At 40.4% G+C, this 25016-nt stretch carries 20 protein-coding genes; 18 read left to right on the top strand and 2 right to left on the bottom strand.

Annotated features, from left to right (window positions below; genetic code table 11):
- Nucleotides 1–40: 40 nt before the first annotated feature.
- Nucleotides 41–487 (top strand): DUF6334 family protein, encoded by a 447-nt coding sequence (locus F993_RS12360; protein ID WP_004653595.1) that lies wholly within the window; start codon nt 41–43, stop codon nt 485–487.
- A gap of 1 nt (nt 488) precedes the next feature.
- On the opposite strand, the gene F993_RS12365 is transcribed toward F993_RS12360, so the two are convergent.
- Complete coding sequence (locus tag F993_RS12365; protein WP_004653594.1) at nt 489–1997, bottom strand: phospholipase D family protein; 1509 nt, start codon at nt 1995–1997, stop codon at nt 489–491.
- 296 nt (nt 1998–2293) lie between these two features.
- On the opposite strand from F993_RS12365, the gene F993_RS12370 reads away from it, so the two are divergent.
- From F993_RS12370 to F993_RS12420, 11 genes are all read left to right on the top strand, one after another.
- Nucleotides 2294–2569: a metal/formaldehyde-sensitive transcriptional repressor gene (locus F993_RS12370; protein WP_004653592.1), complete on the top strand. Its 276-nt coding sequence runs from the start codon at nt 2294–2296 to the stop codon at nt 2567–2569.
- 20 nt (nt 2570–2589) lie between these two features.
- On the top strand, nt 2590–3699 hold the full coding sequence (locus F993_RS12375) for an S-(hydroxymethyl)glutathione dehydrogenase/class III alcohol dehydrogenase (protein WP_032812680.1): 1110 nt from the start codon (nt 2590–2592) through the stop codon (nt 3697–3699).
- A 58-nt stretch (nt 3700–3757) separates the two neighbouring features.
- Nucleotides 3758–4114 carry a winged helix-turn-helix domain-containing protein gene (locus tag F993_RS12380; RefSeq protein WP_004653590.1) on the top strand — a complete coding sequence of 119 codons (357 nt, stop codon included), beginning with the start codon at nt 3758–3760 and terminating at the stop codon, nt 4112–4114.
- A gap of 250 nt (nt 4115–4364) precedes the next feature.
- A complete protein-coding gene (gene atzF, locus F993_RS12385; protein WP_004653589.1) occupies nt 4365–6191 on the top strand; it encodes an allophanate hydrolase in 1827 nt (608 codons plus the stop codon).
- Nucleotides 6192–6209: 18 nt separating this feature from the next.
- On the top strand, nt 6210–9815 hold the full coding sequence (gene uca, locus F993_RS12390) for an urea carboxylase (protein WP_004653588.1): 3606 nt from the start codon (nt 6210–6212) through the stop codon (nt 9813–9815).
- 6 nt (nt 9816–9821) lie between these two features.
- Entirely contained in the window at nt 9822–10526 is a 705-nt protein-coding gene (locus F993_RS12395) for a GntR family transcriptional regulator (protein WP_004653587.1), read from the top strand.
- Between the two features lie 157 nt (nt 10527–10683).
- Nucleotides 10684–11562, top strand: a complete 879-nt coding sequence (locus F993_RS12400; protein WP_004653586.1) for an AraC family transcriptional regulator — start codon at nt 10684–10686, stop codon at nt 11560–11562.
- A gap of 4 nt (nt 11563–11566) precedes the next feature.
- Entirely contained in the window at nt 11567–12580 is a 1014-nt protein-coding gene (locus F993_RS12405; RefSeq protein WP_004653585.1) for an NAD(P)H-quinone oxidoreductase, read from the top strand.
- A 100-nt stretch (nt 12581–12680) separates the two neighbouring features.
- Nucleotides 12681–13556, top strand: a complete 876-nt coding sequence (gene hchA / locus F993_RS12410) for a glyoxalase III HchA (protein ID WP_004653584.1) — start codon at nt 12681–12683, stop codon at nt 13554–13556.
- A gap of 241 nt (nt 13557–13797) precedes the next feature.
- Nucleotides 13798–14502 (top strand): winged helix-turn-helix domain-containing protein, encoded by a 705-nt coding sequence (locus F993_RS12415; protein WP_004653582.1) that lies wholly within the window; start codon nt 13798–13800, stop codon nt 14500–14502.
- A 121-nt stretch (nt 14503–14623) separates the two neighbouring features.
- Nucleotides 14624–15634 (top strand): 2-dehydropantoate 2-reductase, encoded by a 1011-nt coding sequence (locus tag F993_RS12420; protein ID WP_004653581.1) that lies wholly within the window; start codon nt 14624–14626, stop codon nt 15632–15634.
- 63 nt (nt 15635–15697) lie between these two features.
- Here the strand turns inward: F993_RS12420 and F993_RS12425 are convergent, their stop codons facing one another.
- Entirely contained in the window at nt 15698–16570 is an 873-nt protein-coding gene (locus F993_RS12425) for a bile acid:sodium symporter family protein (RefSeq protein WP_004653580.1), read from the bottom strand.
- 745 nt (nt 16571–17315) lie between these two features.
- On the opposite strand from F993_RS12425, the gene F993_RS12430 reads away from it, so the two are divergent.
- From F993_RS12430 to F993_RS12455, 6 genes are all read left to right on the top strand, one after another.
- Nucleotides 17316–18377, top strand: coding sequence for an HlyD family secretion protein (locus F993_RS12430; RefSeq protein WP_004653579.1), 1062 nt, complete (start codon nt 17316–17318; stop codon nt 18375–18377).
- A gap of 25 nt (nt 18378–18402) precedes the next feature.
- A complete protein-coding gene (locus F993_RS12435; protein ID WP_004653578.1) occupies nt 18403–19950 on the top strand; it encodes a DHA2 family efflux MFS transporter permease subunit in 1548 nt (515 codons plus the stop codon).
- Between the two features lie 156 nt (nt 19951–20106).
- Nucleotides 20107–20928, top strand: a complete 822-nt coding sequence (locus tag F993_RS12440; protein WP_004653577.1) for a hypothetical protein — start codon at nt 20107–20109, stop codon at nt 20926–20928.
- The gene (locus tag F993_RS12445; RefSeq protein ID WP_004653575.1) at nt 20925–22511 is read left to right on the top strand and encodes a GH3 family acyl-acid amido synthetase; all 1587 of its coding nucleotides are present in this window, start codon (nt 20925–20927) and stop codon (nt 22509–22511) included. The genes F993_RS12440 and F993_RS12445 overlap by 4 nt, the downstream gene beginning before the upstream one ends.
- Nucleotides 22508–23839, top strand: a complete 1332-nt coding sequence (locus F993_RS12450; RefSeq protein ID WP_004653574.1) for a TolC family protein — start codon at nt 22508–22510, stop codon at nt 23837–23839. Before F993_RS12445 ends, F993_RS12450 begins: the two co-directional genes overlap by 4 nt.
- Nucleotides 23839–25005, top strand: coding sequence for a hypothetical protein (locus F993_RS12455; RefSeq protein WP_004653573.1), 1167 nt, complete (start codon nt 23839–23841; stop codon nt 25003–25005). Before F993_RS12450 ends, F993_RS12455 begins: the two co-directional genes overlap by 1 nt.
- Nucleotides 25006–25016: the final 11 nt, after the last annotated feature.

Here is a 25016-nt window from a genome sequence, read left to right as displayed (position 1 = left end):
TGATTATAAGTTACTACTATAAAATAAAAGGAATATAAGTATGATTCATAGTAATGTTTTTGAGGCTATACAGAATGAAAGTGGCATCAGAAGGATCGATAATATTTATATAAATAGAGATGGAAATAGTGAAGATAACTCATTTTCTATAGAACAATTAATGATTGAAATTGATTTTAAGCTTTGGGTCTTTCAAGTAAATCGAGAATTTGATGAAATTGAATTAGTCCTTAAAAGTAAATTAGAGATCAATTTTGAAGAGTATAAAGAATTTAATAGCCTTTCTAATTTGAAAGGCTTAGAGATTGGATCATTGTTTGCAATTATTAATGAAAGAGGTTACACCGATGGAGTTAAATTGAAATTATTTAGTGGGATATTAACTAGTGGAACTCCTCCTTTTTGTGGAACACTCACATTGATTTCTTTAGCTTCAGGTCTACAATATGAGTTGAGTTCGGTAGGAATTGATACATATCTAATTTAATTTACATCATCCATTCAACGGGAAAATAAGACACAAAGTGCATGGTAAAACGCTGGAATCTTGTACTTTCAGGATCGTGATGATGTTCAACCACTTCGCCATTTTCTTTATGTTCATACCACACAATATTGCCGTTTTGATCTAATTTGAGCTGATAAGCCACTTGTAATAAATGCTGATCAAGCATGGCGGTGATCTGGTCTTGTAAATGATCTGATTCAACCACTAAACCAACTTCAGTGTTTAAATGGGCAGAGCGTGGGTCAAAATTAAATGAACCAATAAAAACCTTTCCATCGACATCAAAAAATTTGGCATGCAAACTTGAGCGATTTTTGCCTTTAACCGGGATCACACTACCTGTCGCGATTTCATACCAAGTCCGTTTTTTACGTTCGATATTCGGTTTAAACTCATACAGTTGCACACCACTTTGTAAAAGTGGTTTACGGTATTGACTATAAAATGAATGTACTACGGCGACATCATTGGCTACCAAACTATTGGTCAGAACACGCACTTGAATGCCGTCTTTAGACAACTGGTTGAGGTAGGCAGTTCCTTGTTTTGTAGGTACAAAATAAGCGGAGACCAACTCCATATGTTGTTCAGGTTTACCCATAATTTTCAGAACTTGAGCATATAAAAGTTCCTGATCTTTGGCTTGTCCTAAGGCTTTATTGGGATGATCAGCGACAAAATGTGCTTTTGCCCATTGGATTGGATAGTTTTGTAGACGTAATTTTAAATAATCTTGTGCAGCTTCGAGTTTATCTTCAGTGGGTGTATCCACTTGATCTAAGGCTTTATAACTATTTCTTAAACTTTCCAGTTGTTGAGGCATACCAGAACCCATTAATTGTTCTGTTGAATAACTGAGTTTATCTGACCAGAACTCATCGAAAACCTGCTCTGCTCGATCGACTGCTTTACCGTAGAACAAAATGTCCATGTCACTAAATTGAAACTGGTCACTGGCTTCGAAGTATTCACTGCTGATATTACGCCCACCTGTCACCGCAATCGAATGATCGGCAATGGTAAGCTTATTGTGCATACGGTGATTAATCTGTTTTAATCTAAATACATAATCAATAAAACGTAAATGCCTAAACTTATAAGGATTAAAAATACGGATTTCAAAGTTTGGATGCTGGGTGAGGGCTTTTAAGGTTTTATCCAGTTTTATGCCATTCTGATCATCAATTAATAAGCGGACTTTTACTCCGCGATCGGCCGCTTTGAGCAACTCGTGCAACATCATGTTACCAATAGCATCATCATTCCAAATATAATATTGTAAATCAAGTTGATGCTTGGCATTTCGAATTAAATGAATACGAGAAGCGATACTTAAAAAAGCATCATCCAAAGCTAAAAAAGCCGTTAAACCCTTTTCAATATTGAGATCGGCTTGTGGATCATTCATCCACTTTGTTTTCGTATGCAAGAAGTTACTCCGATCGTGGTTCTGATTGGGTGGTAAAGAACAACCACCAATTCCTAACATGATAACAAGTGTCGTTATCTTAAAATGGTATGAATTGTTTATGATTTTATTGATCAAGCGTGCGAGTCCAACAGTAATTTGTAGGTGGTTGATTTTCTTATATATCTAAATGCTATTTTGTTCCAAGGTTTAAATGTAATTGTAAATATAATCAACTACTTATTTTCTGATTTATCTTTCCTATTATGTAAATAGATATCAATAATCATAACACTATAGAATTTCAATCAGTAAGCATTGAGTTAAATTACTATACTGGTGTATAGTATATTTTTAGATTTAATGTGGTCGACATTATGCCTAAACAATTAGAGGATAAAAAAAAGATTCTCACACGTGTAAGACGAATCCAAGGTCAAGTTCAGAGTGTGGAACGGGCTTTGGAAAATGACACTGAATGTGCTGATATTTTGCAGCAAATCTGCGCAGTTCGTGGAGCATTAAACGGTTTGATGACGGAACTTCTCGAAATTCATCTTAAAGACACTTTAGTTGTCGGTGAGTCGTCTGAGTTGCAACGCAGTCAAGAGCTCATTCAAGTCAGTAAAATTCTTAAATCTTATTTAAAGTAAAATTCAGGAGTGTCATTGTGATTAAATCTCGTGCAGCCGTTGCTTTTGCCGCAGGCGAACCATTACAAATCGTAGAACTTGATGTTGAATCACCTAAAGCGGGTGAAGTCCTGATTAAAATTACCCATACAGGGGTGTGCCATACCGATGCCTTCACTTTATCGGGTGATGATCCTGAAGGTGTTTTCCCAGCAGTGTTGGGTCATGAAGGTGCAGGGGTTGTGGTGCAAGTCGGCGAGGGTGTGACCAGTGTTGCTGTTGGTGACCATGTTATTCCACTGTATACCGCTGAATGTAAGGAATGTTTATTCTGTAAATCAGGCAAAACCAATTTATGTGTGGCAGTTCGTGCCACTCAAGGCAAAGGCGTGATGCCAGATGGTACAACACGTTTCTCTTATAATGGTCAACCGATTTATCACTATATGGGTTGTTCAACTTTTAGTGAATATACTGTCGTTGCAGAAGTCTCTTTGGCGAAAATCAATCCTGAAGCCAATCATGAACAAGTTTGTTTATTGGGTTGTGGTGTGACCACCGGGATTGGTGCAGTACACAATACGGCGAAGGTGCAAGCAGGCGATAGTGTTGCAGTCTTTGGTCTTGGTGGTATTGGTCTAGCTGTGGTACAAGGTGCCCGCCAAGCCAAAGCAGGTCGTATTATTGTTGTCGATACCAATCCTGATAAATTTGAGTTGGCAAAACAGTTCGGTGCTACTGATTTCCTCAATCCAAAAGATTATGATCAACCGATTCAACAAGTGATTGTTGAAATGACCGGTTGGGGCGTTGATCATTCTTTTGAATGTATCGGCAATACCAATGTCATGCGTTCAGCACTCGAATGTGCACATCGCGGCTGGGGACAATCTGTGATTATTGGCGTTGCGGGTGCAGGTCAGGAAATCTCAACGCGTCCATTCCAGTTGGTGACAGGCCGCAAATGGATGGGAACTGCTTTTGGTGGGGTAAAAGGACGTACACAACTGCCTAAAATGGTAGAAGATGCCATGAAGGGTGAAATCCAACTTGAACCATTCGTAACACATACCATGCCATTGGACGATATTAATGAAGCCTTTGATTTGATGCATGAAGGTAAGTCAATTCGCACCGTGATTCATTTCTAATTTTAAATGATGGGATTTGATGATGTGAAAAGCATCATCAAATCTTAGGTGGAACTTGATGCCAAAACCACGTTTAAAACTGCATGTGCGAATCTTATCTGATGAGCAGATTGCTTTTGGTCCGGGTAAAGCGGAACTCTTAGATGCAATTCATCGTACAGGATCAATTTCTCAGGCAGCAAAGTCTATGGACATGAGCTATCGTCGCGCATGGCAGTTGGTCGATACCATGAATCAATGCTTTCATTCCAATCTAGTCGACACCCAAACAGGTGGAACGCATGGTGGTGGTGCAGTGGTAACTGAATTGGGGCAAATCGTGCTCAAGAAGTTCAGAGCCATGGAGCAGCAAGCAATTCAGGCTGTTGCAACTGAGTTTGAAGATTTAGCCAACTATCTAAAAGTAAATAAATAATCTTATAAATATAAATAATTTAAATAGCACTTCATCATCTTCATTTTGATCCTTTCTTTCTCAATAAAAATTTGCTGAGTTATAGCGCAACAGTATTTCTGTCGAATCTTTTTAGCACCATCATTAAACCATTCAAACGAACTTGCATTTTAGTATTTTTATTAAGTTATTAATTTATATATTAAAAATATTTTTGGCACGCTTTCTGCTTCTATCGATTCAAACTTGTATACAAGATAGGATTCAAAAAGTGAGCGAAATAAAAACTTTAGGCTGGACAATTTCTGAGTGGCAAACAGCGTATTTAAAGCAAGAAATTCAACTCGATATTTTGCAGGAGTTGGTTTCAGCACTTGATCCAAATGACGTTGCTTGGATTTCGTTGGCCAGTGCAGATTTAGTTGAGCAACAAATCCAATCTTTAAAGCAACTGACTCAAGATTGCGATAACCTGCAAAAACAATTTCCTTTATATGGTGTGCCGTTTGCAGTCAAAGACAATATTGATGTGGCAGGTTTTGTCACCACGGCGGCATGTAAGGCACTGAATCGTGTTGCAACACAAGATGCTGAAACAGTTCGTTTACTTAAACAGGCCGGTGCGATTGTACTTGGCAAAACCAATCTTGATCAATTTGCCACAGGTTTGGTTGGCACACGTTCACCATTTGGGGCGGTACCGAATAGTTTTAAACCTGAATATGTCAGTGGTGGCTCAAGTTCAGGTTCGGCCAGTGTAGTGGCACGTGGTTTGGTCCCATTTTCTCTCGGGACTGATACCGCAGGATCGGGTCGAGTTCCTGCAGCCTTCAATAATATTGTGGGTTTAAAGCCGACCAAAGGTCGTTTTTCCAATCGCGGCCTATTACCCGCAGTAAAAAGTATCGATTGTATTTCAATCTTTGCACTCACAGTGACGGATGCTGAATTGGTGGCTGCTCAAGTCGAAGCTTATGACGCTTTAGATAGCTATTCACGTCAGCATCCTAAAAACGTACCTGCACGTTTCTCTAGTAAACTGAAATTTGCCATCCCGAATCAATTAAATTTCTTTGGTGACGAGCAGGCGGAAAAAGCGTTTCAACACACCATTCAATTACTGGAAAGCTTAAATGCTGAAATTACACCGATTGATTTTTCTGCTTTTGAGCAACTTGCAGCACAACTTTATCAAGGCTCTTGGGTGGCGGAGCGCACCGCTGCGGCTGCCGATTTACTCAAAACCAATGCTGCTGATTTTGATCCAACCGTTTTAGAAATTATTCAACAAGGTGAAAAGTATTCTGCGGTGGATGCCTACAATGCTGAATATTTAAAGCAGGATTTGACCCGAAAAATCCAAGCTAGCTTGGCTGAGTTTGATGCTTTGATCGTACCAACTTCACCGACGATTTATACCATTGAACAAATGCAACAGCACCCGATTGAATATAACGCCCATTTCGGCACGTATACTAATTTCACCAACCTCGCTGATTTAAGTGCCTTAGCATTGCCTGCAGGCTTTAGAGCAGACAACTTACCATTTGGCATCACATTAATAGCACCTGCTTGGCACGATGCAGCCTTGGTGCATTTCGGCAAAGCATGGCAGAACTATTTAGCACTGAAACTCGGTGCTTTAGATAAGCCTTTATCGACAAATACACCAAGCTTAATGTCTCCTCATCATATTCGTGTCGCAGTTGTAGGAGCGCATTTAACAGGAATGCCTCTGAATTTCCAACTCACCACCCGTGGTGCGGTTCATGTCGAAACCACCAAAACTTCTCAGGATTATGCGCTTTATGCCTTGAATGGCACAGTTCCACCAAAACCAGGTTTGGCTCGCCAGCAAGATGGACAAAGCATCATTGTCGAGCTTTGGGATGTACCTACAGCACGCTTCGGTGAGTTTGTCGCAGAAATTCCAACCCCCTTGGGTATGGGCAATGTCGAATTGGAAGATGGTCGTTGGGTTAAAGGCTTTATTTGCGAACCCTATGGCTTAGGCGACGCAGAGAATATCAGCCATTTTGGTGGCTGGAGAGCGTATATCCAGCATCGCAATAACAAAGTCACCAATACAGCCAATTAATTTTAGGGGGAAATCATCATGTTTAAGACCGTACTTATTGCAAACCGTGGTGAAATTGCTGTTAGAGCAATTCGAACGCTGAAAAAATTAGGTATTACCAGTGTCGCGGTTTATTCGGACAGTGACCGTTATGCTCAGCATGTGCAGGATGCAGATATTGCAATTGCACTAGATGGCTTAAAACCAGCTGATACTTATTTGAGTATCGAAAAACTGATTCAAGCTGCTAAACAAACTGGGGCAGAAGCGATTTTTCCGGGCTATGGTTTCCTGTCTGAGAGTGCAGATTTCTCTCGTGCTTGTGAAGAAAATAATATTGCGTTTATGGGGCCAACAGCAGAGCAGATTCTGGAATTTGGTCTAAAACACCGTGCACGTGAACTTGCTGCATCGGCTCATGTGCCCATGACCCCTGGTACAGGCTTGTTGGACAGTTTGGAGGAAGCATTGACTGCGGCTGAGCGTATTGGTTATCCAATCATGCTAAAAAGCACCGCAGGTGGTGGGGGTATCGGGCTCACTCGTTGTGACACTCCACAAGCACTGGCCGATGCTTACGAAAGCGTGAAACGCCTAGGTGAGCAGTTCTTTAAAGATGCAGGTGTCTTTATTGAATGCTTTATTGATAAAGCACGTCATGTCGAAGTACAGATTTTTGGTGATGGTCAAGGTCAAGTGGTCGCGTTTGGTGAGCGTGATTGCTCATTGCAACGTCGTAATCAAAAAGTGGTTGAAGAAACGCCAGCTGCGAACTTACCTGAAGCAACCCGTAAAAAGCTCCATCAAGCCGCTGTTGAACTGGGTCGCTCTGTGAATTATCGCAGTGCTGGAACGGTTGAGTTTATTTATGATGCGCAAAGAGATGAGTTTTATTTCCTTGAAGTGAATACCCGTTTACAGGTAGAGCATCCTGTGACGGAAATGGTGACAGGTCTTGACTTAATCGAGTGTATGCTCAAAGTCGCGGCAGGTGATGCCTTGGATTGGGAGTATCTCAGCAATATCCAACCGCAAGGTGCTGCGATTGAAGTTCGTGTCTATGCTGAAGATCCTGTTAAAAATTTCCAACCAAGCCCGGGTGTGCTCACAGAAGTCTCATTTCCCGAAGGTATTCGTGTCGATACTTGGGTGAAAACAGGCACCGAAGTTTCTCAGTATTTTGATCCAATGATTGCCAAGATTATTGTGCATGCGGAAGATCGAGCGACTGCAATTGAAAAATTAAAATTAGTTTTGGCTGAAACGCGTTTAAATGGTATCAGCACCAACTTGGATTATGCACGCGCCATCGTTTCAGACCAACGTTTTGAATCGATGCAAATCTGGACGCGTATGCTGGATGATTTTAACTATTCACCAAAAGTCATTGAAGTGATCCAAGCGGGTACATTGAGTTCAATTCAAGACTATCCAGGGCGTACAGGCTATTGGGATATCGGTGTACCGCCATCAGGTCCAATGGATGATTATGCCTTCCAACTGGCCAATCGCATTGTGGGTAATGACGCAAAGGCAGCGGGTTTTGAGTTTACTTTAGTAGGTCCAAGCTTAAAGTTCCATGCCGATACCACCATTGCACTCACAGGTGCAAGCTGTACTGCTATGTTGGATGATCAACGCATTGCTTTTTGGCAACCGATTAAGGTCAAAGCAGGTCAAATTTTAAAAGTTGGTCAAGTGGCTTCAGGCTGCCGTACTTATTTAGCCGTGCGTGATGGTCTTGATGTACCCCTATATTTAGGTAGCCGTTCAACCTTTGCATTGGGTAATTTCGGTGGTCATGCAGGACGTACTTTACGTGTAGGTGACATGATCAAAATGGTTGATGCAGAACTGGCCAGTGCGGAATTACCGCTTGCGATTGCTGAGCCTCAAGCCTTATCCAAAGAGCTTATTCCTGAATATAGCAATGAATGGGAAATCGCAGTGCTGTATGGGCCACACGGCGCGCCTGATTTCTTTAAACCTGAATATGTGGAAGAATTTTTTGCTTCTGAGTGGACTGTTCACTTTAACTCAAACCGTTTAGGCGTCAGACTTTCAGGGCCTACACCGAGCTGGGCAAGAGAGAATGGCGGTGAAGCAGGCCTACATCCATCCAACGTGCATGATTGTGAATATGCAATTGGTGCGATCAACTTTACCGGCGATTTCCCTGTGATTTTAGCAAAAGATGGTCCTAGCCTTGGTGGTTTCGTGTGTCCAGTGACCATTGCCAAAGCAGAGCTTTGGAAAGTAGGTCAACTCAAAGCTGATGACAAAATCCGTTTTTATCCAATTACAGTCGAGGAGGCCAACGAGTTAGAACGCAAACAAATTGACAATATCCAGAACTTTGCCGCCGCTGCCAAAGTGGTAGAAACGATTGAGCCAACTCAAGATGTCTTTACCACCATTCTGGCACAACGTGAACCAACTGATTTATCGCCAAAAACCGTCTATCGCCAAGCGGGTGATAGCTATATCTTGCTTGAATATGGTGAAAATGTTTTGGATTTGGCACTACGTTTACGTGTACATCAACTGATTCAAATGATTCGCGATGCCAATCTTGCAGGTGTTTTGGAACTGTCACCCGGTGTACGTTCACTACAAATTAAATATGATGGTCTGGTGATTCCTCAAGCTGAGCTCATTCATCAATTGCTTAAACTTGAAGAGCAAATGGGTGATTTAAGCCAGCTTAAGATTCCATCGCGTATTGTGCATTTGCCAATGGCGTTTGAAGATAGTGCCACTTTAGGTGCAGTAGAGCGTTATCAAGAAAGTGTTTGTGCCAAAGCGCCGTGGTTGCCGAATAATGTTGATTTTATCCAACGTATTAACGGGCTAGCACATCGTGATGAAGTCAAAGATATTATTTTTGATGCCAACTATTTAGTCCTTGGTTTAGGCGATGTCTATCTAACAGCACCATGTGCGGTACCGATTGACCCACGTCATCGCTTACTCAGCTCTAAGTACAATCCAGCACGTACCTTTACTGCGGAAGGTACTGTCGGTATTGGTGGGATGTACATGTGCATTTATGGCATGGACTCACCGGGTGGTTATCAGTTGATTGGGCGGACGCTGCCAATCTGGAACAAGTTTAAAAAGAATAAGCAGTTTGGTGATAAACAATGGTTCTTGCAGTTCTTTGACCAGATTAAATATTTCCCTGTGACTGAAGCTGAATTGAATGAATGGCGTGCTGATTTTGAAAATGGTCGTGCTCAAATTCAGATTGAAGAAACTGAGTTTGACTATGCAGACTATGTACAATTCTTGGACAATGAAGCGGAAAGCATCGCGGCATTTAAAGACAAGCAACAACAGGCCTTTAGTACTGAAGTGAGTCGCTGGAAAGAAGAATTTGCTGCGCAACCTGAACAACATGTTGAGCAAACCAATCATGTTGATTACAGCCATCTTTCTTCTTTAAATGCTTCAATGACAGGAAATATCTGGAAGATCTTTGTGGAACATGGCCAAGAGATTAAAAAAGGTGAAACTGTTGCTATTATTGAAGCGATGAAAATGGAGTTACCTGTCTATGCGGAAGAAGATGGTATTGTCAAAGCCATTATTTGCAGAGCAGGGCAAACCGTACACAGTGGTGAACCATTGGTCTATATGGAATAAGCTTGAATGAAAGAAGCGAACATCAACATAAAGAACACAACCAAAGGCTCAGACAATCTGTCTGAGCTGGTTTACCAACGTATTAAGAATGACATTTTTGATTTCAAATTGATGCCAGGTGAACGCTTTACTGAGTCTGAAGTTGCCAAAGCCTATGATGTGAGTCGGACCCCAATCCGACAAGCCTTATATCGCTTACAACAAGAGGGCTATGTTGATGTGAGCTTTCGGAGCGGTTGGCAGATTCGGCCGCTCAATTTTCGTTATTATGAAGAGCTTTATGATGTGCGTATTGTTTTGGAGAAAGATTCGATTCGTAAACTCTGTCAGATTGACCATCATAATTCAGTTGAGTTGTCGGTGTTAAAAGACCTGTGGTTAGTGCAGCCTTCTGAATATTTAAAAGACATTAAACAACTTTCTCAGCAAGATGAAGATTTTCATTGTGCTTTGGTTCGTGCTTCGGGCAATAATGAAATGGCGAGGATTCATCGGGATTTGAGTGAGCGAATCCGAATAATCCGCCGTTTGGATTTTTCTAAAGATTATCGGATTGAAGCAACTTATCAAGAACATCAAAAAATCTTGGGTTTTATTTTCGATCGACACACTGAACAAGCGATCAATGCAATTGAAGCGCATATTATGCAAAGCCGTGATGAAGTGAAAAAGATTACCTTACAGATGCTGGATTCGAGTCAGTTTTATTAAAAGCTTTAAATTTTATAGATGCGCATTCACACGGGCACGGGGGAATAAGACCGTTGTGAAAACTGTTTTTGTTATGCCTAATTCTGCATAAAACTAACAGTTTTTATGGCTTTGCTATTTAATAATAAAAATCACATTTCCAATCATCAAATGACACATGATGAATGACCAAACACTGATCAATTTATTTCTAAAACTTATCCCAAAAGAAGGCTTTTTTGCTACAGCCATTGATGGCATTACCTTGATGCGTGTTGATCACAACACACCACCGATTGCCGTCTTGCAAGAACCAACCTTAGTGTTTGTTTTGCAAGGGCAAAAGCGTGGCTATATTGGTACAGAAACTTATTCATTCAAGCAAAGCGAATGCCTGATTGTCTCGGTGTCGATGCCTTTCGATTGTGACACCATTGCCAGTCCAGAAGCACCGATGATTGCGATCAGCATGAAGTTAGAGGCAGATACGGTCAATGAGCTACTGGCTAAAACCTATTTTGAAAATTACCAGTTTAAGCCACTTACCACAGGAATGAGTGTGATCCAGTATGATCAAACGATATCAAATGTCCTCATTCGTTTATTAAATACCCTGAGGTCTGAACAGGATGTATTGATCTTGGGAGATCAAATTAAAAGGGAATTGCTCTATCGTGTTATTCAACATTCAGGTGCTGATGCCTTAACAGGCTTGGTCGCTCAGGGTAATCTCAGACCGATTTATAAAATTTGTGAATATATTCAACATCATTTTACTGAAAAATTAACGGTAGAGATGCTCGCAGAACAGGCCAATATGAGTACTTCTGCATTTCATAAAGCCTTTAAACAAGTCACACAATATCCACCATTGCAATATTTGAAAGTGGTTCGATTGCATAAGGCAAAACAATTGTTGCAAAACGCAGACCAAAGTGTGGCTCAAGCGGCTTATGCTGTTGGATATCAGAGCTCTTCTCAATTTAGCCGAGAATTCAAAAAGCAGTTTGGTTTTCCTCCAAAGCATGCCGATACTAATACTCAAATGGAGTCATGATTAAATGAATCAAAATAGCGTAGAACAAATGAAATATATCGAAATTACACAAGCGGGTGGTCCAGAAGTATTACAAGTGACTCAAGGCCCTCGACCAGAGATCAAAGCAGATGAAGTGCTCATTGAAGTCTACGCAACAGGAATCAACCGACCTGACATTCTACAGCGCCAAGGCCTGTATCCAATGCCTAAAGGTGTAACCCAAATTCCTGGGCTAGAAGTATCGGGCGTGATTGCTCAAGTTGGCGAACACGTCACCCAGTTCAATGTTGGTGATAAAGTCTGTGCACTGACCAATGGTGGTGGATATGCAGAATATTGTGCAGTTCCAGCCAATCAAACTTTAAAAATTCCAAAGAACTTGAGCTTTGTCGAAGCTGCGGCCATTCCTGAAACTTATTTTACAGTTTGGGCGAATTTGTTTCAGATTGGACAGTTGAAAAAGAATGAAACCGTATTGATTCATGGTGGGGCCAGTGGTATTGGTTCCACAGCAATCAGCTTATGCCATGCAATGGGCATCAAAAACTTCTCCACGGTTGGAAGCGATGACAAAGTTGAAAAATTAGCTTCGGTGTCACAGGTGATCAACTACAAAACACAGGATTTTGAAAAAGAAGTTTTGGCTCAAACGGATGGCCAAGGTGTAGATGTGATTTTGGATATTATCGGCGCCGCTTACTTTAATCAAAATCTGAGATTATTAAAGCGTGATGGTCGATTGGTGATTATCGGTTTTATGGGGGGACGAAAAGTCGATGGCTTTGATATACAGGAGTTAATGTTAAAACGGGCTGTTGTCACAGGTTCGACCATGCGTGCTAGAACTAATGCTGAAAAAGCTCAAATTACCCAAGAACTTGAGCAGTTTGTTTGGCCTTTAATTGAAACTGATCAATGCAAACCAATGATTTACAAAACTTTTGCATTTGATGAAGTGGCTCAGGCTCATCAATGTCTAGAAAGCAGCCAACATACGGGCAAAGTGGTACTCGAAATTAAATCTGAATTTGCCTAATTGTGTTCAATCCATGCCTGTTCATACTCAAAACTTGAGTGTGGCAGGTGACTCAAGCAGTATGCATATAAACATAACGACCTGATGAGGAATCTCAAAAATGACAACAAATCCTGATGATCGCAACCCAAGTCCAGACCATGCAGAAGACAATGCTTTTTTCCCATCACCATATTCACTGAGCCAATACACCTCAGCAAAAACAGATTACGATGGCACGACTTATCCAAACCCATACAAAGGCGACAAACGGATTTTAATGATTGCAACAGATGAACGTTATATCTTGATGCAAAACGAAAAATTCTTTTCTACGGGAAATCATCCTGTTGAAATGTTATTGCCAATGTTCCACTTGGATAATGCGGGCTTTGCCTTTGATGTGGCAACACTTTCAGGCAATCCAGTCAAGTTGGAAATGTGGGCCATGCCGAATGAAGAACAAGTGGTCTTAGATACTTATAAAAAATATGAAAAGCAACTCAAAGCGCCGTTGAAGTTAGCAGATATTCTGGAACAAGCTTTAAGTGCAGATTCACCTTATGCAGGTATTTTTATTCCGGGCGGACATGGTGTTCTTGCTAAGATTCCTGAAAGCAAAGAAGTCAAACAGCTATTAAAGTGGGCCATTAAAAATGATAAATATGTGATCACGTTATGTCATGGGCCAGCCTCATTGCTTGCAGCAGCTGTAGATGAAGATCCGCAGGATTATATTTTTAAGGACTACAAGATTTGTGTGTTCCCTGATTCCCTAGACAAAGGTGCAAATATTGATATCGGCTATATGCCAGGACAATTGCCTTGGTTAGTGGGTGAAAATCTTGAAAAGCTAGGTGTCGGAATTTTGAATAAAGGCATCACAGGGCAGGTCCATCAAGATCGCAAATTATTGACGGGTGATAGTCCATTGGCTTCGAATAATCTTGGAAAACTCGCCGCAACAACTTTATTGGCAGATCCTAATCTTCAATAAACCTTACTGTTGGAATACCTAAAAGCCTAGCTATTGCTAGGCTTTTATTTTTGATGAGTTTATTGGAATATCCCGAGACATATTTTTACGGATCTGTTTTACTCCAAAAGCTAGATTTTCATACTTATTTTTTGTAGAAATGAACATTGAACTGACACCAAAATTACATTTATGTCATTCAAAACTATTTAAAGTTGTACAACGTTATTATCTTCTTAAGCAGGACTTTAACAGGTTTAAGATGAAGATATTACTAGTCGAAGATGAGCAAAGAATTGGGAGTTATCTTAACCAAGCATTATCAGAATCTGGTTATATGATCGACTGGGTCACAGATGAAATAACAGGTAAGCATCTCGCGTTATTGTTTAGTGAATATGATTTAGTGGTCTTGGATGTCATGTTTGCGGGTTTAAATGGTTGGAACATTCTGCATGATGTGGGCAAGAATGGAAAAACCATGCCTATTTTGTTTTTGATTGCGCGAGATCAAATTGAAGAGAGAGTGAAAGGGCTTGGCCTTTCTTTTACCTTGGTCGAGCTTCTCACACGGATCAAAGGTCTATTGAGTAGAGAGCAGCGGAATCATGAAATTAACCGAATCTGTGTCGCGGATCTTGAACTTGATTTATGGAAACGCAGTGTCAGTCGGGCAGGTCAACGTATTAATCTGACCAGTCAAGAATATGCGCTAATGGAACTGTTTATGAGTAGACGTGGAGAAGTTTTACCAAGATCGCTAATCGCATCGCAGATTTGGGATATGGATCACGAGAATGATACTAAAATAGTTGAAGTGGCCATTAGCCGCCTAAGAAATAAAATTGACCGCAATTTTATACCCAAGCTGATTCATAATATTTATGGAATGGGTTATGTGCTTGCAGAATGGAGAGGATCAAGGGCGAGTCATGAAGCTGTAGAGAGCTTTGAAATCAACCATTGATTGTCCAAATGATATTTTAAATTGAGCAGATACTTCCACTTGTCAGTTAATTGACAACTCAGGCCACTCATTGTGGTTAAAGTAGAAATAATGAAGGAACCGAATGAATTTAGGCAAATAAATGAAAATATGTATTTATGGTGCAGGCAGTATTGGATGTTATCTTGGTGGTCGTTTAGCTGCAGCGGGAGCCAATGTTGATTTTATTGTACGCCCGAAAATACAACAACAGTTGCAACAGTATGGGTTGATTGTTTCGGACTATCTGGGTGAAAAAAATATTGTTCCAGCAAGCAAGCTACAACTTAGCACTGATCCAAACATTGCTGCTCAGGCTGATATCATTTTTGTCTGTGTTAAGTCTGCGGCGACAGAACAAGCCGCTCATGAGTTAAAAGAGATTCTAAAGAAAAATACCATCATTATTAGTTTTCAGAATGGTTTAAGTAATGTCGGAATTTTAAAGCAGGTTTTATCTGAACATACAATTCTTGAAGGTATGGTGCCTTTTAATGTCGCTGCTTTAGGAAATGGCGTTTTTCATCAAGGTACTGAGGGGGCGCTGCATGTAAAAAAACATGTTGGCTTGAATGAGCTTGTCGCTGCATTTCATAACGCTCAGCTTGAACTGAAACTTGAAAAAGATATGCAGGCGATTCAATGGGCAAAATTATTGCTCAATCTAAATAATTCAATCAATGCATTGTCGCAACTACCACTCAAACAACAACTTTCAATTCGCGCCTATCGTCAATGCTTGGCAATGGCGCAGATCGAAGCCTTAAGTCTTCTTAAAATTGCTAAAATTCAACCTGCTCAACTGACAGCGATACCAGCACATCTTGTCCCATATGTATTAAAACTGCCAAATTCTATTTTCACTCTGCTGAGTAAGAAAATGTTGGCAATCGATCCACTGGCTCGATCTTCAATGGCAGATGATCTTATGGCAGGACGAGCAACGGAAACTGACTGGATTAATGGAGAGGTTGTTCGTTTAGCAACGCAACTAAATTTAAAAGCACCAATCAATCAGAAGTTGATTGAGTTAATTAAACAAGCTGAAATCAAACCAAAAGCATGGTCAGCTGAAATACTTAAGAATCAATTGGAAATGGTGGCTGGATCTTAAATAAAAGTCATAGCGTATTCATTTATTGGCTATACGCTATGATCTTGTTTACCCTTGATAAGGTTAGGCTTTTATCACTTCCTTAGCACCAAATCGCGTAATTAAAGTTCCAAATATGGTTGCGAAGATATACATAAAAATTGAGTAGACCGCAGCAGGCATGGCAATGGTGGTGCTTGCCATAATGGTGAGTGCAATGGTCATGGCAAGCGTACTATTATGAATACCAATCTCAAAAGCACAGGCTCTCGCTTGATAAGAGCTGATACCAAACAACCGTGGCACAAAATAACCAATGCATAGACTAATTGCACAGAATAAGGCAGTTGCAAAGCCAATTTGCCCGATATATTCGATCAGATTATTTCGCTCTTTGATAATTGCACCCAAAATAATAATCAGAAGGAACACGACAGCGAAAATTCGCACAGGACGGTTCAGTTTTTCTGCGGTATGCGGCGCATAATGACGGATCAGCATCCCAATACAAACAGGGACTAGGATGATGGCAAAGACTTGCAGTACTTTTGCAAATTGTAGTCCGACTTGTTGGCCTTCATTCAAGAAATGCAGAATCGAAAAATTGACAATAAACGGTAAGAAAATGGCGGCAATAATGGCATTAATTGCGGTTAAGGTGATATTGAGTGCAATATCACCTTTATATAAATAGCTGAATAGATTTGCGGTTGATCCGCCAGGTGAAGCTGCAAGTAACATCAAACCGACTGCAAGAAGCGGCGGCAAAGCCAATATTTTACAAATTAAAAATGCAATGCCGACCAATAAGACAAGTTGACAAAACAAAGCAATGATCACCGCTTTGGGATGTTTGCTCACTCGTGCAAAGTCTTTGAGTGTGAGCTCCAAACCCAGCCCAGCCATGACAATCGCCAAGGCGATCGGCAGAAAAAGTGTGATTAGTCCAGAATCCATAAGTCGTCCTTCTTTTTTAAATCAATATTATTTTTTCCAATTTTCTAGTTGTTTTGTCCGATCAAATCACAACTTGGTGGTATCTAAATTGATATAGTTCACATTTGAGCAGGACAGATAAACAACAGCATTTAGCGATACTTTAAATTTTTACTGTGTAAAGAATGAATTAGCACATTTAGGTTATTAATTCTAATGATTTCTTTAGCTTAAATACTTTATTCACTTTTGCAGAAACTATTTGTGCGATAGCGCACAATTTGATTGAATAAAAATATGAAAATTAATAGGAGAAAAATCACTTTTATTGCAAAAATTACATTTCTATAACGCTTCGGATTTTTTGCATTTTACTATTTTTATGCTCATTAAGAGCTAAGAAAAGTAAGCTGATTAAACTAAATGGTAAAAAATAAAAGTGAAGCTAAATTTAATAATTTATGTAAATTAAACAATAATGTAGGTTTAATTTTTTACAAATGAAAACACGAATCATTTATACTTGTGCTAGAATTTCACAAATCTTTAATAAAAGCTTTATACCATTCCAACAATTGGCAGAAATAGAAAAATGATATGCACAAATGGTCAATGACATATTATTCCATTAAGAATGATAATTTGCGCCAATTATTACATTGTAACTATTTATTTATGCACAATTAAGTGAAAAGTTACGTGAAAAGATGACCATTTAACCGTGGCTCAAAATAAAAACTGTATATTACAAAATAGCGGAATAAATATGGATAACGTAGCTCAGCTAGAAACTGATACTAATTTCCAAAGTCGAAAAAAAATAACTTGGGTTGTATTTAGTGTACTCATCTTATTTCTGATCTTAGGCATCGCGTATTATTTTTTGGTCTATCGATTCTATCAATCTACCGATAATGCCTATGTTCAAGCTGATGTCACTTGGGTGATGCCAAAAATCTCAGGTGAAGTCATCGAGTTGATTATTAATGACAATCAGTTTGTGAAAAAAGGAGAGGCTTTGGCTATTTTAGATCATCGTGATTATCAGGCACGTTATGATCAGGCGAAATCAGTTGTCACCTTAAAACAAGCCGCGCTTGCTGTGCAGCAACAGAATGAAAAGTCCGCAAAATCATCGATTAGTGAAGCCAATAGTGGGGTAGTTGCTGCACAAGCAGATTTAACTCGCTTGAAAAAAGATTTTAATCGTTATCAAGATTTACTCAAAGACGGGGTGATTACCCGACAAAATTTTGAAGGCATACAATCCCAATATTTAACGGCTCAAGCGCAGTTGAGTAAAGCCCAAGCCTCAGTCAATGCCGCAGAGGCACAGTTAGGGAGCTTACAAGCCAGCCGTGCGCAGTTATTGGCTGATATTCAGAATGCCAATGCGACTTTGGATCTTTACCAGATTGATCTTTCATCCTCAAAAGTGATTAGCCCAGTAACAGGAAAAGTCGGCAGTCTTTCGATTCAGAAAGGTTCTCGTGTTTCACCACAAACACGTTTAATGGCAATTATTCCTGAGAAAAGTTTGTATGTACAAGCAAACTTCAAAGAAACCCAAATCGAGAAAATGCATATTGGGCAAGAAGTTAAATTAAAAATTGATGCTTATCCAAGTCTGACCTATACAGGGAAAATCGAAAGCTTTTCTCCAGCATCTGGCGCGACCTTTTCACTCATGCCACCAGACAACGCCACAGGAAATTTTAATAAAGTAGTGCAACGTATTCCTGTGCGGATTGCAATTGATTCGAGTCCACATATTGACCTGATAAAACCTGGAATGTCCGTCAGCGCGACTGTTGATTTAAGAACTTAATCAGAAAAGTTTTGGGTATAGGAAAATGAATAAACCGAACCAAGATGAGTGGATGTTTGCACCAAAAACAGCTTGGCTGATTTTTGCTGCCATGATTTTTGGTAATTTCATGGCAATTCTGGATATTCAAATTGTTGCAAGTTCTTTGAATGAAGTACAGGCAGGTATGAGTGCCAGCCGTTATGAAGTGACATGGGTGCAAACGGTTTATTTGATTGCTGAAATTATTGCAATTCCAATGTCCAGTATCGTCTCTCGGGTGCTCTCGACTCGAATTTATTACACCATTTGTGCGATAGGATTCACGATTAGTTCTTTGCTGTGTGCTTTGGCATGGAATTTGGAAAGTCTGTTGGTTTTCCGTGCCATTCAGGGTTTTATGGGCGGCGGTATGATTCCAACTTCAATGACGGCGTTATATCTGCTGTTTCCTGAAGCAAAACGTGCCTTGCCGTTGGTGATGTTTGGCATGATCAGTACTTTAGGTCCAGCTATTGGCCCAACTATTGGTGGTTGGTTGACCAATAACTTTTCATGGCACTGGATGTTCCTGATTAACATCATCCCCGGTATTTTGATTGCGACGATTATTTACTCTGGTCCAAATATAGACCGCGCCAATTATTCACTCATCAAAAGCATGGACTGGTTCAGTTTGATTGGTATGGCCATGTTCTTAGGCGGTTTGGAGTATTTCTTGGATGAAGGGGCGCGACATGATTGGCTCGCTGATACAGGTGTTCGTGTTGCGTTTATCATTTGCTTGATTGGTGGCATGATCTTCTTCTCACGCAGTTTTACCCAACCTAAGCCATTACTGGATCTGAGTGTATTTAAAAACAAAAACTTCACTTTAAGCTGCGTCATTACTTTTGTGATTGGTATGGCCTTATACGGCTTGGGCTATATGATTCCTGTGTTTCTTGGGCAAGTTCGAGAAATGAACAGCAGTCAAATTGGGCATATCATGATGGTGACAGGTATTGTGATGTTCTGCTTTGCGCCTTTCCTTGCGTGGTTGATTCCAAACTTTGATACCCGAAAAACTGTTTTTGTTGGGATGATCTTGGCAGGTTTTGGCGTTTGGCTTAATTCACATCTCAGTATCCACAGCGATTATGACTTTATGTTCTGGCCACAAATCTATCGTGGCATTGGTCTGATGATTTGTTTGATCGTGGTCTCACATTTGGCAATGAGTACGCTGCCACTAACCAAAGTTGCCGATGCCAGTGGTATTTATAACCTGATGCGTAATATTGGTGGAGCAGTTGGTCTGGCATTGATCAACTCATCGCTCGATTGGCTGACCGCCGTGCATGTGACGCAATTGAATCAGTATATGAACCCACAGAACTGGATTTTCATTGAAAGATTAGACCAGTTGACAGCGCAATACCAAGACGTGGGCAGTAATGCTCAACAAATCGCGCTCAGTGTGATCTACCGAGATATTCATTACCAAGCACTGACATCAAGTTTCAATGATTTATTACGTATGCTAGCCATCATCATGTTTGTGGCGGCTTTCTTAACCATTTTTATGGATAGGGGGAAGAAAATGGACATGTAGATATTCAATGCTAGAGGGTTGTTTCATATAACGAAAAAATAATCGGGGCATCGTATACAACAACATACCCCGTCATAAAAAGAACAGCGATATGAGTTTTTATATTTCTTTATGAGATAGGGGAACATGCATATCCAAATTTAGAGGTTGAAGCAGATGATTAATACAACATATAAACTGATTTCAAGATTCAACAATAAAGAATCTACCTATGGTCAATATGTCGAGAAAGAACAGATCGATATTGATCGGCTAAAAGTCATGTATTCGATTTACGAGCAATATTATGAAAATACCAAGTTTTCCATCTTTGCGGATGATTTCAAAAAGAAAAGTGGTGCCATCTTAATCTTTAACTCGGAAACCGATGAAATCGTTGGTTTTTCTACTGTGGTGGTTCAGCATTTTTACTTGAATGGAAAGGACTATACGGTACTGTTTAGTGGTGACACCGTGATCCTTAGAGCATTTTGGGGCACTCGTACCCTGCAAAGTACCATGCTCAAACTGATGATCAAATTACGTGTCAAATATCCATTTAACGAACTGTATTGGTTATTGATTTCTAAGGGCTACAAAACCTATCTACTGCTTGCCAATAACTATTATGTGTATTACCCAAATATCAATGACGAGAACCAGCACCTTTCCAGTGTGATTGAGCATTACTGCGAAAACTTCTTTGGTGAATATTATGACAAAGAAGCGGGATTGTTGAATTTTGGTGATGATTATCAACCGCTTAAAGGTGAAGTCGCGCCGATTACTGAGGAAATGAGAACAAAAAATCCCAATATTCATTTCTTTGAACAAAAGAATCCGACATGGACGGTAGGAACTGAGTTGCCTTGTATTGGCCGCTTGGGGTGGAAAGATATTGCACGTTTCCCAGTTAAGTTAATGACCAAGCCTGCCAGTAAAGGTCGCTGTGAGGCGTTGTTAAAAAACTCAGCCAATCGTCGAGAGGTTCTACAATGAAGCATACCGAATTGCTGACTTCTGGTTCACACCTGATTTTAAAACAATGGTGCGATGTTTCTGACCGAGATTTTCAAAAGCAGTTTAATCATTTAGAAGAGACACAGCGTCAAATCCTGAATTCAATTTTGCAAAGTTCACATTTTGCAAAACAACAACAGGTAAAAGATTATGAGCAGTTTGTTGGCGCTTTTCCCGCTACGCGCTATGCAGCGTGGCGAGAGGACATCCAGCGTTATCGAGATCAGAAACTTCAACTATCAAGTAGTAAGTTGGTGCGTTTCCAGCCAACCAGTGGTTCGAGTGAACAAATTAAATTTATTCCGTATACCAAGCTGTTTTTAGATGAACTAGATCACGCGATCGCGCCATGGATGGCCAGTCTTTATCGCAAATGCCCACAGTTACGTTCAGGCACGCATTATTGGTCAGTTTCATGGTTGCCTGAAAGCCAGCGTGAAGTACTTAAAGATAAAAATCTTAATGATGATAGTGCATTATTGGGCATAGGTAAGCGCATTTTATCTAAATTTACCCAAGCAGTGCCAAGCAATGTCGCTTTTGCAGCCAATGCCGATGATGCTTTATTTGCAACGATTTGCTATCTGGTTGCCAACCGTAATCTGGCTATGATTTCAGTATGGAGTCCGACCTTTGCTTTGCAACTCCTAGATCGTTTAGAGTCTATGCAGCAAGAGGTGATTGAAGTTTTAGAAACAGGTCGATGGGGAGCGCGCCAAGCTTCATTAAAAGAAGTCAAGGCGCCATTCAGTCCAGAAAGTGTAAAGTGTTTGATGGACAGTTCAAATGGTGAACACATTGATTTTAAAAGGTTATGGCCAATATTGAGTTTAGTGTCGAGTTGGGATACCGCCGGTTCCAAAGCTTGGGCAGAAAAACTAAAACAACGTCTTCCATCAGTACAATTTGAAGGTAAAGGCTTATGGGCAACCGAAGGTGTAGTCACCATTCCATATAACGATCATTATCCACTGGCTTATCAAAGTCATTTCTATGAATTTGAATATTTAGAAGGTGAAAAAACGGGACAAATCATTCCATCTTGGAAGTTGAAGATTGGAGATGTGGTCAGTCCAATTATCACATCAGGCAATGGTTTATTACGTTATTGCCTTGATGACTGCTTACGGGTGACCAGTTTTCTGGAACAAGTACCGTGTTTTGAGTTTCAAGGCCGCCGTTTTGGGGTGGATTTAGTGGGAGAGAAGCTTGCCCCAGAAACGGCACAACAGTTGCTTTCACAACTGAATGAAACCGACTCTAAAGCAATCTCGTTGTTGGCGATTGATACAGAACAACAGGTCAAACCATTTTACTGCGTTCTGTTTGAGGGCGAGATTCATCACAGTATTAATGATGATTATATTGATCAGATTTTGCGTCAAAACTTTCATTATGAGTTGGCACGTAATCTTGGACAGTTGGATCAGCCTCAGATTCGTCAAGCCAATAATGGTTGGAATGCTTATAAAAAGTTGGTGATGTTTGACGGTATTATCGAAGGTAATATTAAGCCTGAACCACTTAAGAAAGTTACCTTGAATAGTTTGGAACAACTATGAAGAAAGGGATGACGCAATTTAACCATCGATTTTTAAAGTCTCAATACGCACTTTGTATGGGATTGTTGTTGGCATCCAGTCTGGTGGATGCCATGACTTTAGATGATGCATTATCCGCCAGTTTAAGACATGAAAGCCAATTGGAGGTCAGTCGCTTAAGTGTCAATCAATCCACAGCGATGCTTGAACAGGCCAAACAACGTGATGGGCTCAAAGTGAATTTGGTTGGACAACTTGATTATGAGCGGGTTGAAACACCGACTAACGTCATGTTTCCAACTGAAGGAAACCGAAAAGGTCGTAGTTTGCAATTACAAATGGATTACCCTATCTACACATCAGGACGACATCGCTTGGGAATTGATGTTGCTAAAAATCAACTTTCTGCACAGTCGCTAGGACTTTCGGATCAACGATCTGAAACGATTTTGAATACAGTGATGGTCTATACCGATGTACTGAAAAAGAAAGCGATTCTGGATCTGAGAAAAAAAACCATGTCTAACTTGCAGCGTTCGCTGTATGAGTCACAGCGACGTTTTGATGTGGGGATGATTACCCGTGCGGACCTGGCACAAGTGCTGGCTCAGGTGGCACAAGGTCAGGCCGATATTACGCAGGCCCAATCCAATCTTACGGTGAGCGAAGCGCAGTTTTCACAAATAACGGGTTTAAGTGCAGATAATTTAAGCCCGGTTAAGCGTCTCCCTGAAATTTCTAGCAGTCTGGATGAGATTTTGGCGCAAACCAAAAGTCATCCAGCTTTATTACGGGCCAAATATGAAAAGCAGGCAGCGGAAAAGCAATATGCCCTAACCAAGAGAGAACTGTGGCCGACGGTTATGCTCACTAGTCGTGCGGGTGCGCAGCATGAGGCCAGTTATATTGGTTCGGAAAGTAATAATTACATGGTCGGAGTGCAGCTTAATGTGCCGCTTTATGACGATGGTTTGAATCGCGCCAATACGCGTAAAGCACAAGCGGATGTTGATCTGGCCAACCAAAAAATTCGTAGTCTTGAATTGGATTTGAATCAACGTACACGGACCACCTATGCACAGTTGCAAACCATCCGGCAAAACAAAGATGCACTGCAAAATGCCATTGATGCCGCTTCTATTGCCTTTGTTTATACCCGTAAAGAGTTTGAGTTGGGTACGAAAACCACTTTTGATTTATTGAATACTGAACAGAAGTTATTGGATGTTCAAACTCAGAAAACGGTCAACGAGCAGGATGAAATTGTTTTTGTGTATCAGCTCTTAGACCAAATGGGACATCTCAATGATTTGGTATCTACACAAAATACACAACAGGTGAATAATTAATGAAAACAAATCCACCAAATACTCAAAATAATCCGTTGATTACCCGTGAAGCAACCTTGGCTGATGATCAAGCTTTACGTGAGCTGATTGCGGTGCCGATGACCACCAAAGGGGTGCAAATCAGTTTTCAGCGTGAACCAAGTTATTTTAAGGCTTCTGATATTCTGTATCGACATAAGCTGCATGTGGTGATTGAAGATACGCAAAGTCAGAAAAATGTCGCCTGTTATAGCAATGGTCATCGTCCATGCTATGTCGATAAAACGGTACAAAATGTACGCTATGCCAGTGATTTGCGTGTTGATCCAAACTATCGTGGTAAATCCTTGGTCAAGGCTTTGGGTGTACATGTCAAACAAACCATGCACCAACCTGATTTTAGCCAGATGATCATCTTTAATGATAATTATGCTGCACGAGCGGCAATACAAACTGGAAAAACAGGAATTCCTGATTATTATGATGAAGGACTGATAGAAACGCTAACGCTGACTCATCTTGGGACAAAGGCAAAAATTAAAGCCTTCTTAGATCAGAAGGCTCAAGCTGAGACAGCGAACTGTGAAATTCAGTCACGTGCAGCGCAGCCAGAAGATATTACTGCTATGAATCGATTTATTGCAGAGATGTCGCAGCATTATAATTTTATCCCAGCTTATAATTTCGAAGAATTACACGCAGGGCATCACTATTTTACCGGCTTGAAGCTTTCAGACTTTCAGTTGTATTTTCAAGATGAGAAACTCGTCGGAATGTTTGGGTTATGGGATCAACATGGCCTGAAACAAACCAAAATCTTGCATTACAGTACAGCAATTGGTGTACTGCGTCCGATCTATAATTTACTGACCAAAGTCACTAAAGGCATGCCATTACCTAAACTTGGCGACTCGGTGAGATATCATGTGTTACATAGCCTGTTGTGCCATCCCCAGCAGTTAGCACTGCATCATTTAATGCTTGAAGATGCACAGAAAATCTCTAGGCAGCGAGGTGTAGGAATCGTGAGCTTTACCTTATCGCATCAAGATCCTCGTTTTCAGCTGAATCAGTTTTATAAGGGTGAACGCTTAACAGGCATGCATGGTTTTATTAGTTTTCAGGGTGATCCACGTCCCAACTTTGATAAGAGTCTAATTCCGTATTTAGAAGTTGGGCGAATTTGATTTAACAATAA

It is taken from the genome of Acinetobacter proteolyticus (assembly GCF_000367945.1).
Classification (GTDB): domain Bacteria; phylum Pseudomonadota; class Gammaproteobacteria; order Pseudomonadales; family Moraxellaceae; genus Acinetobacter; species Acinetobacter proteolyticus.
Note: the sequence above shows the minus strand (reverse complement) of the source record. Positions and strands in the feature narration are given on the sequence as shown.

Excerpts from the sequence above, each read along its gene's own strand:
- F993_RS12360 (WP_004653595.1), top strand. The coding sequence starts at position 41 with ATGATTCATAGTAATGTTTTTGAGGCTATACAGAATGAAAGTGGCATC.
- F993_RS12365 (WP_004653594.1), bottom strand. The coding sequence starts at position 1,997 with ATGTTAGGAATTGGTGGTTGTTCTTTACCACCCAATCAGAACCACGAT.
- F993_RS12370 (WP_004653592.1), top strand. The coding sequence starts at position 2,294 with ATGCCTAAACAATTAGAGGATAAAAAAAAGATTCTCACACGTGTAAGA.
- F993_RS12380 (WP_004653590.1), top strand. The coding sequence starts at position 3,758 with ATGCCAAAACCACGTTTAAAACTGCATGTGCGAATCTTATCTGATGAG.
- uca (WP_004653588.1), top strand. The coding sequence starts at position 6,210 with ATGTTTAAGACCGTACTTATTGCAAACCGTGGTGAAATTGCTGTTAGA.
- F993_RS12395 (WP_004653587.1), top strand. The coding sequence starts at position 9,822 with ATGAAAGAAGCGAACATCAACATAAAGAACACAACCAAAGGCTCAGAC.
- F993_RS12400 (WP_004653586.1), top strand. The coding sequence starts at position 10,684 with ATGATGAATGACCAAACACTGATCAATTTATTTCTAAAACTTATCCCA.
- F993_RS12405 (WP_004653585.1), top strand. The coding sequence starts at position 11,567 with ATGAATCAAAATAGCGTAGAACAAATGAAATATATCGAAATTACACAA.
- hchA (WP_004653584.1), top strand. The coding sequence starts at position 12,681 with ATGACAACAAATCCTGATGATCGCAACCCAAGTCCAGACCATGCAGAA.
- F993_RS12415 (WP_004653582.1), top strand. The coding sequence starts at position 13,798 with ATGAAGATATTACTAGTCGAAGATGAGCAAAGAATTGGGAGTTATCTT.
- F993_RS12420 (WP_004653581.1), top strand. The coding sequence starts at position 14,624 with ATGAAAATATGTATTTATGGTGCAGGCAGTATTGGATGTTATCTTGGT.
- F993_RS12425 (WP_004653580.1), bottom strand. The coding sequence starts at position 16,570 with ATGGATTCTGGACTAATCACACTTTTTCTGCCGATCGCCTTGGCGATT.
- F993_RS12430 (WP_004653579.1), top strand. The coding sequence starts at position 17,316 with ATGGATAACGTAGCTCAGCTAGAAACTGATACTAATTTCCAAAGTCGA.
- F993_RS12435 (WP_004653578.1), top strand. The coding sequence starts at position 18,403 with ATGAATAAACCGAACCAAGATGAGTGGATGTTTGCACCAAAAACAGCT.
- F993_RS12440 (WP_004653577.1), top strand. The coding sequence starts at position 20,107 with ATGATTAATACAACATATAAACTGATTTCAAGATTCAACAATAAAGAA.
- F993_RS12445 (WP_004653575.1), top strand. The coding sequence starts at position 20,925 with ATGAAGCATACCGAATTGCTGACTTCTGGTTCACACCTGATTTTAAAA.
- F993_RS12450 (WP_004653574.1), top strand. The coding sequence starts at position 22,508 with ATGAAGAAAGGGATGACGCAATTTAACCATCGATTTTTAAAGTCTCAA.
- F993_RS12455 (WP_004653573.1), top strand. The coding sequence starts at position 23,839 with ATGAAAACAAATCCACCAAATACTCAAAATAATCCGTTGATTACCCGT.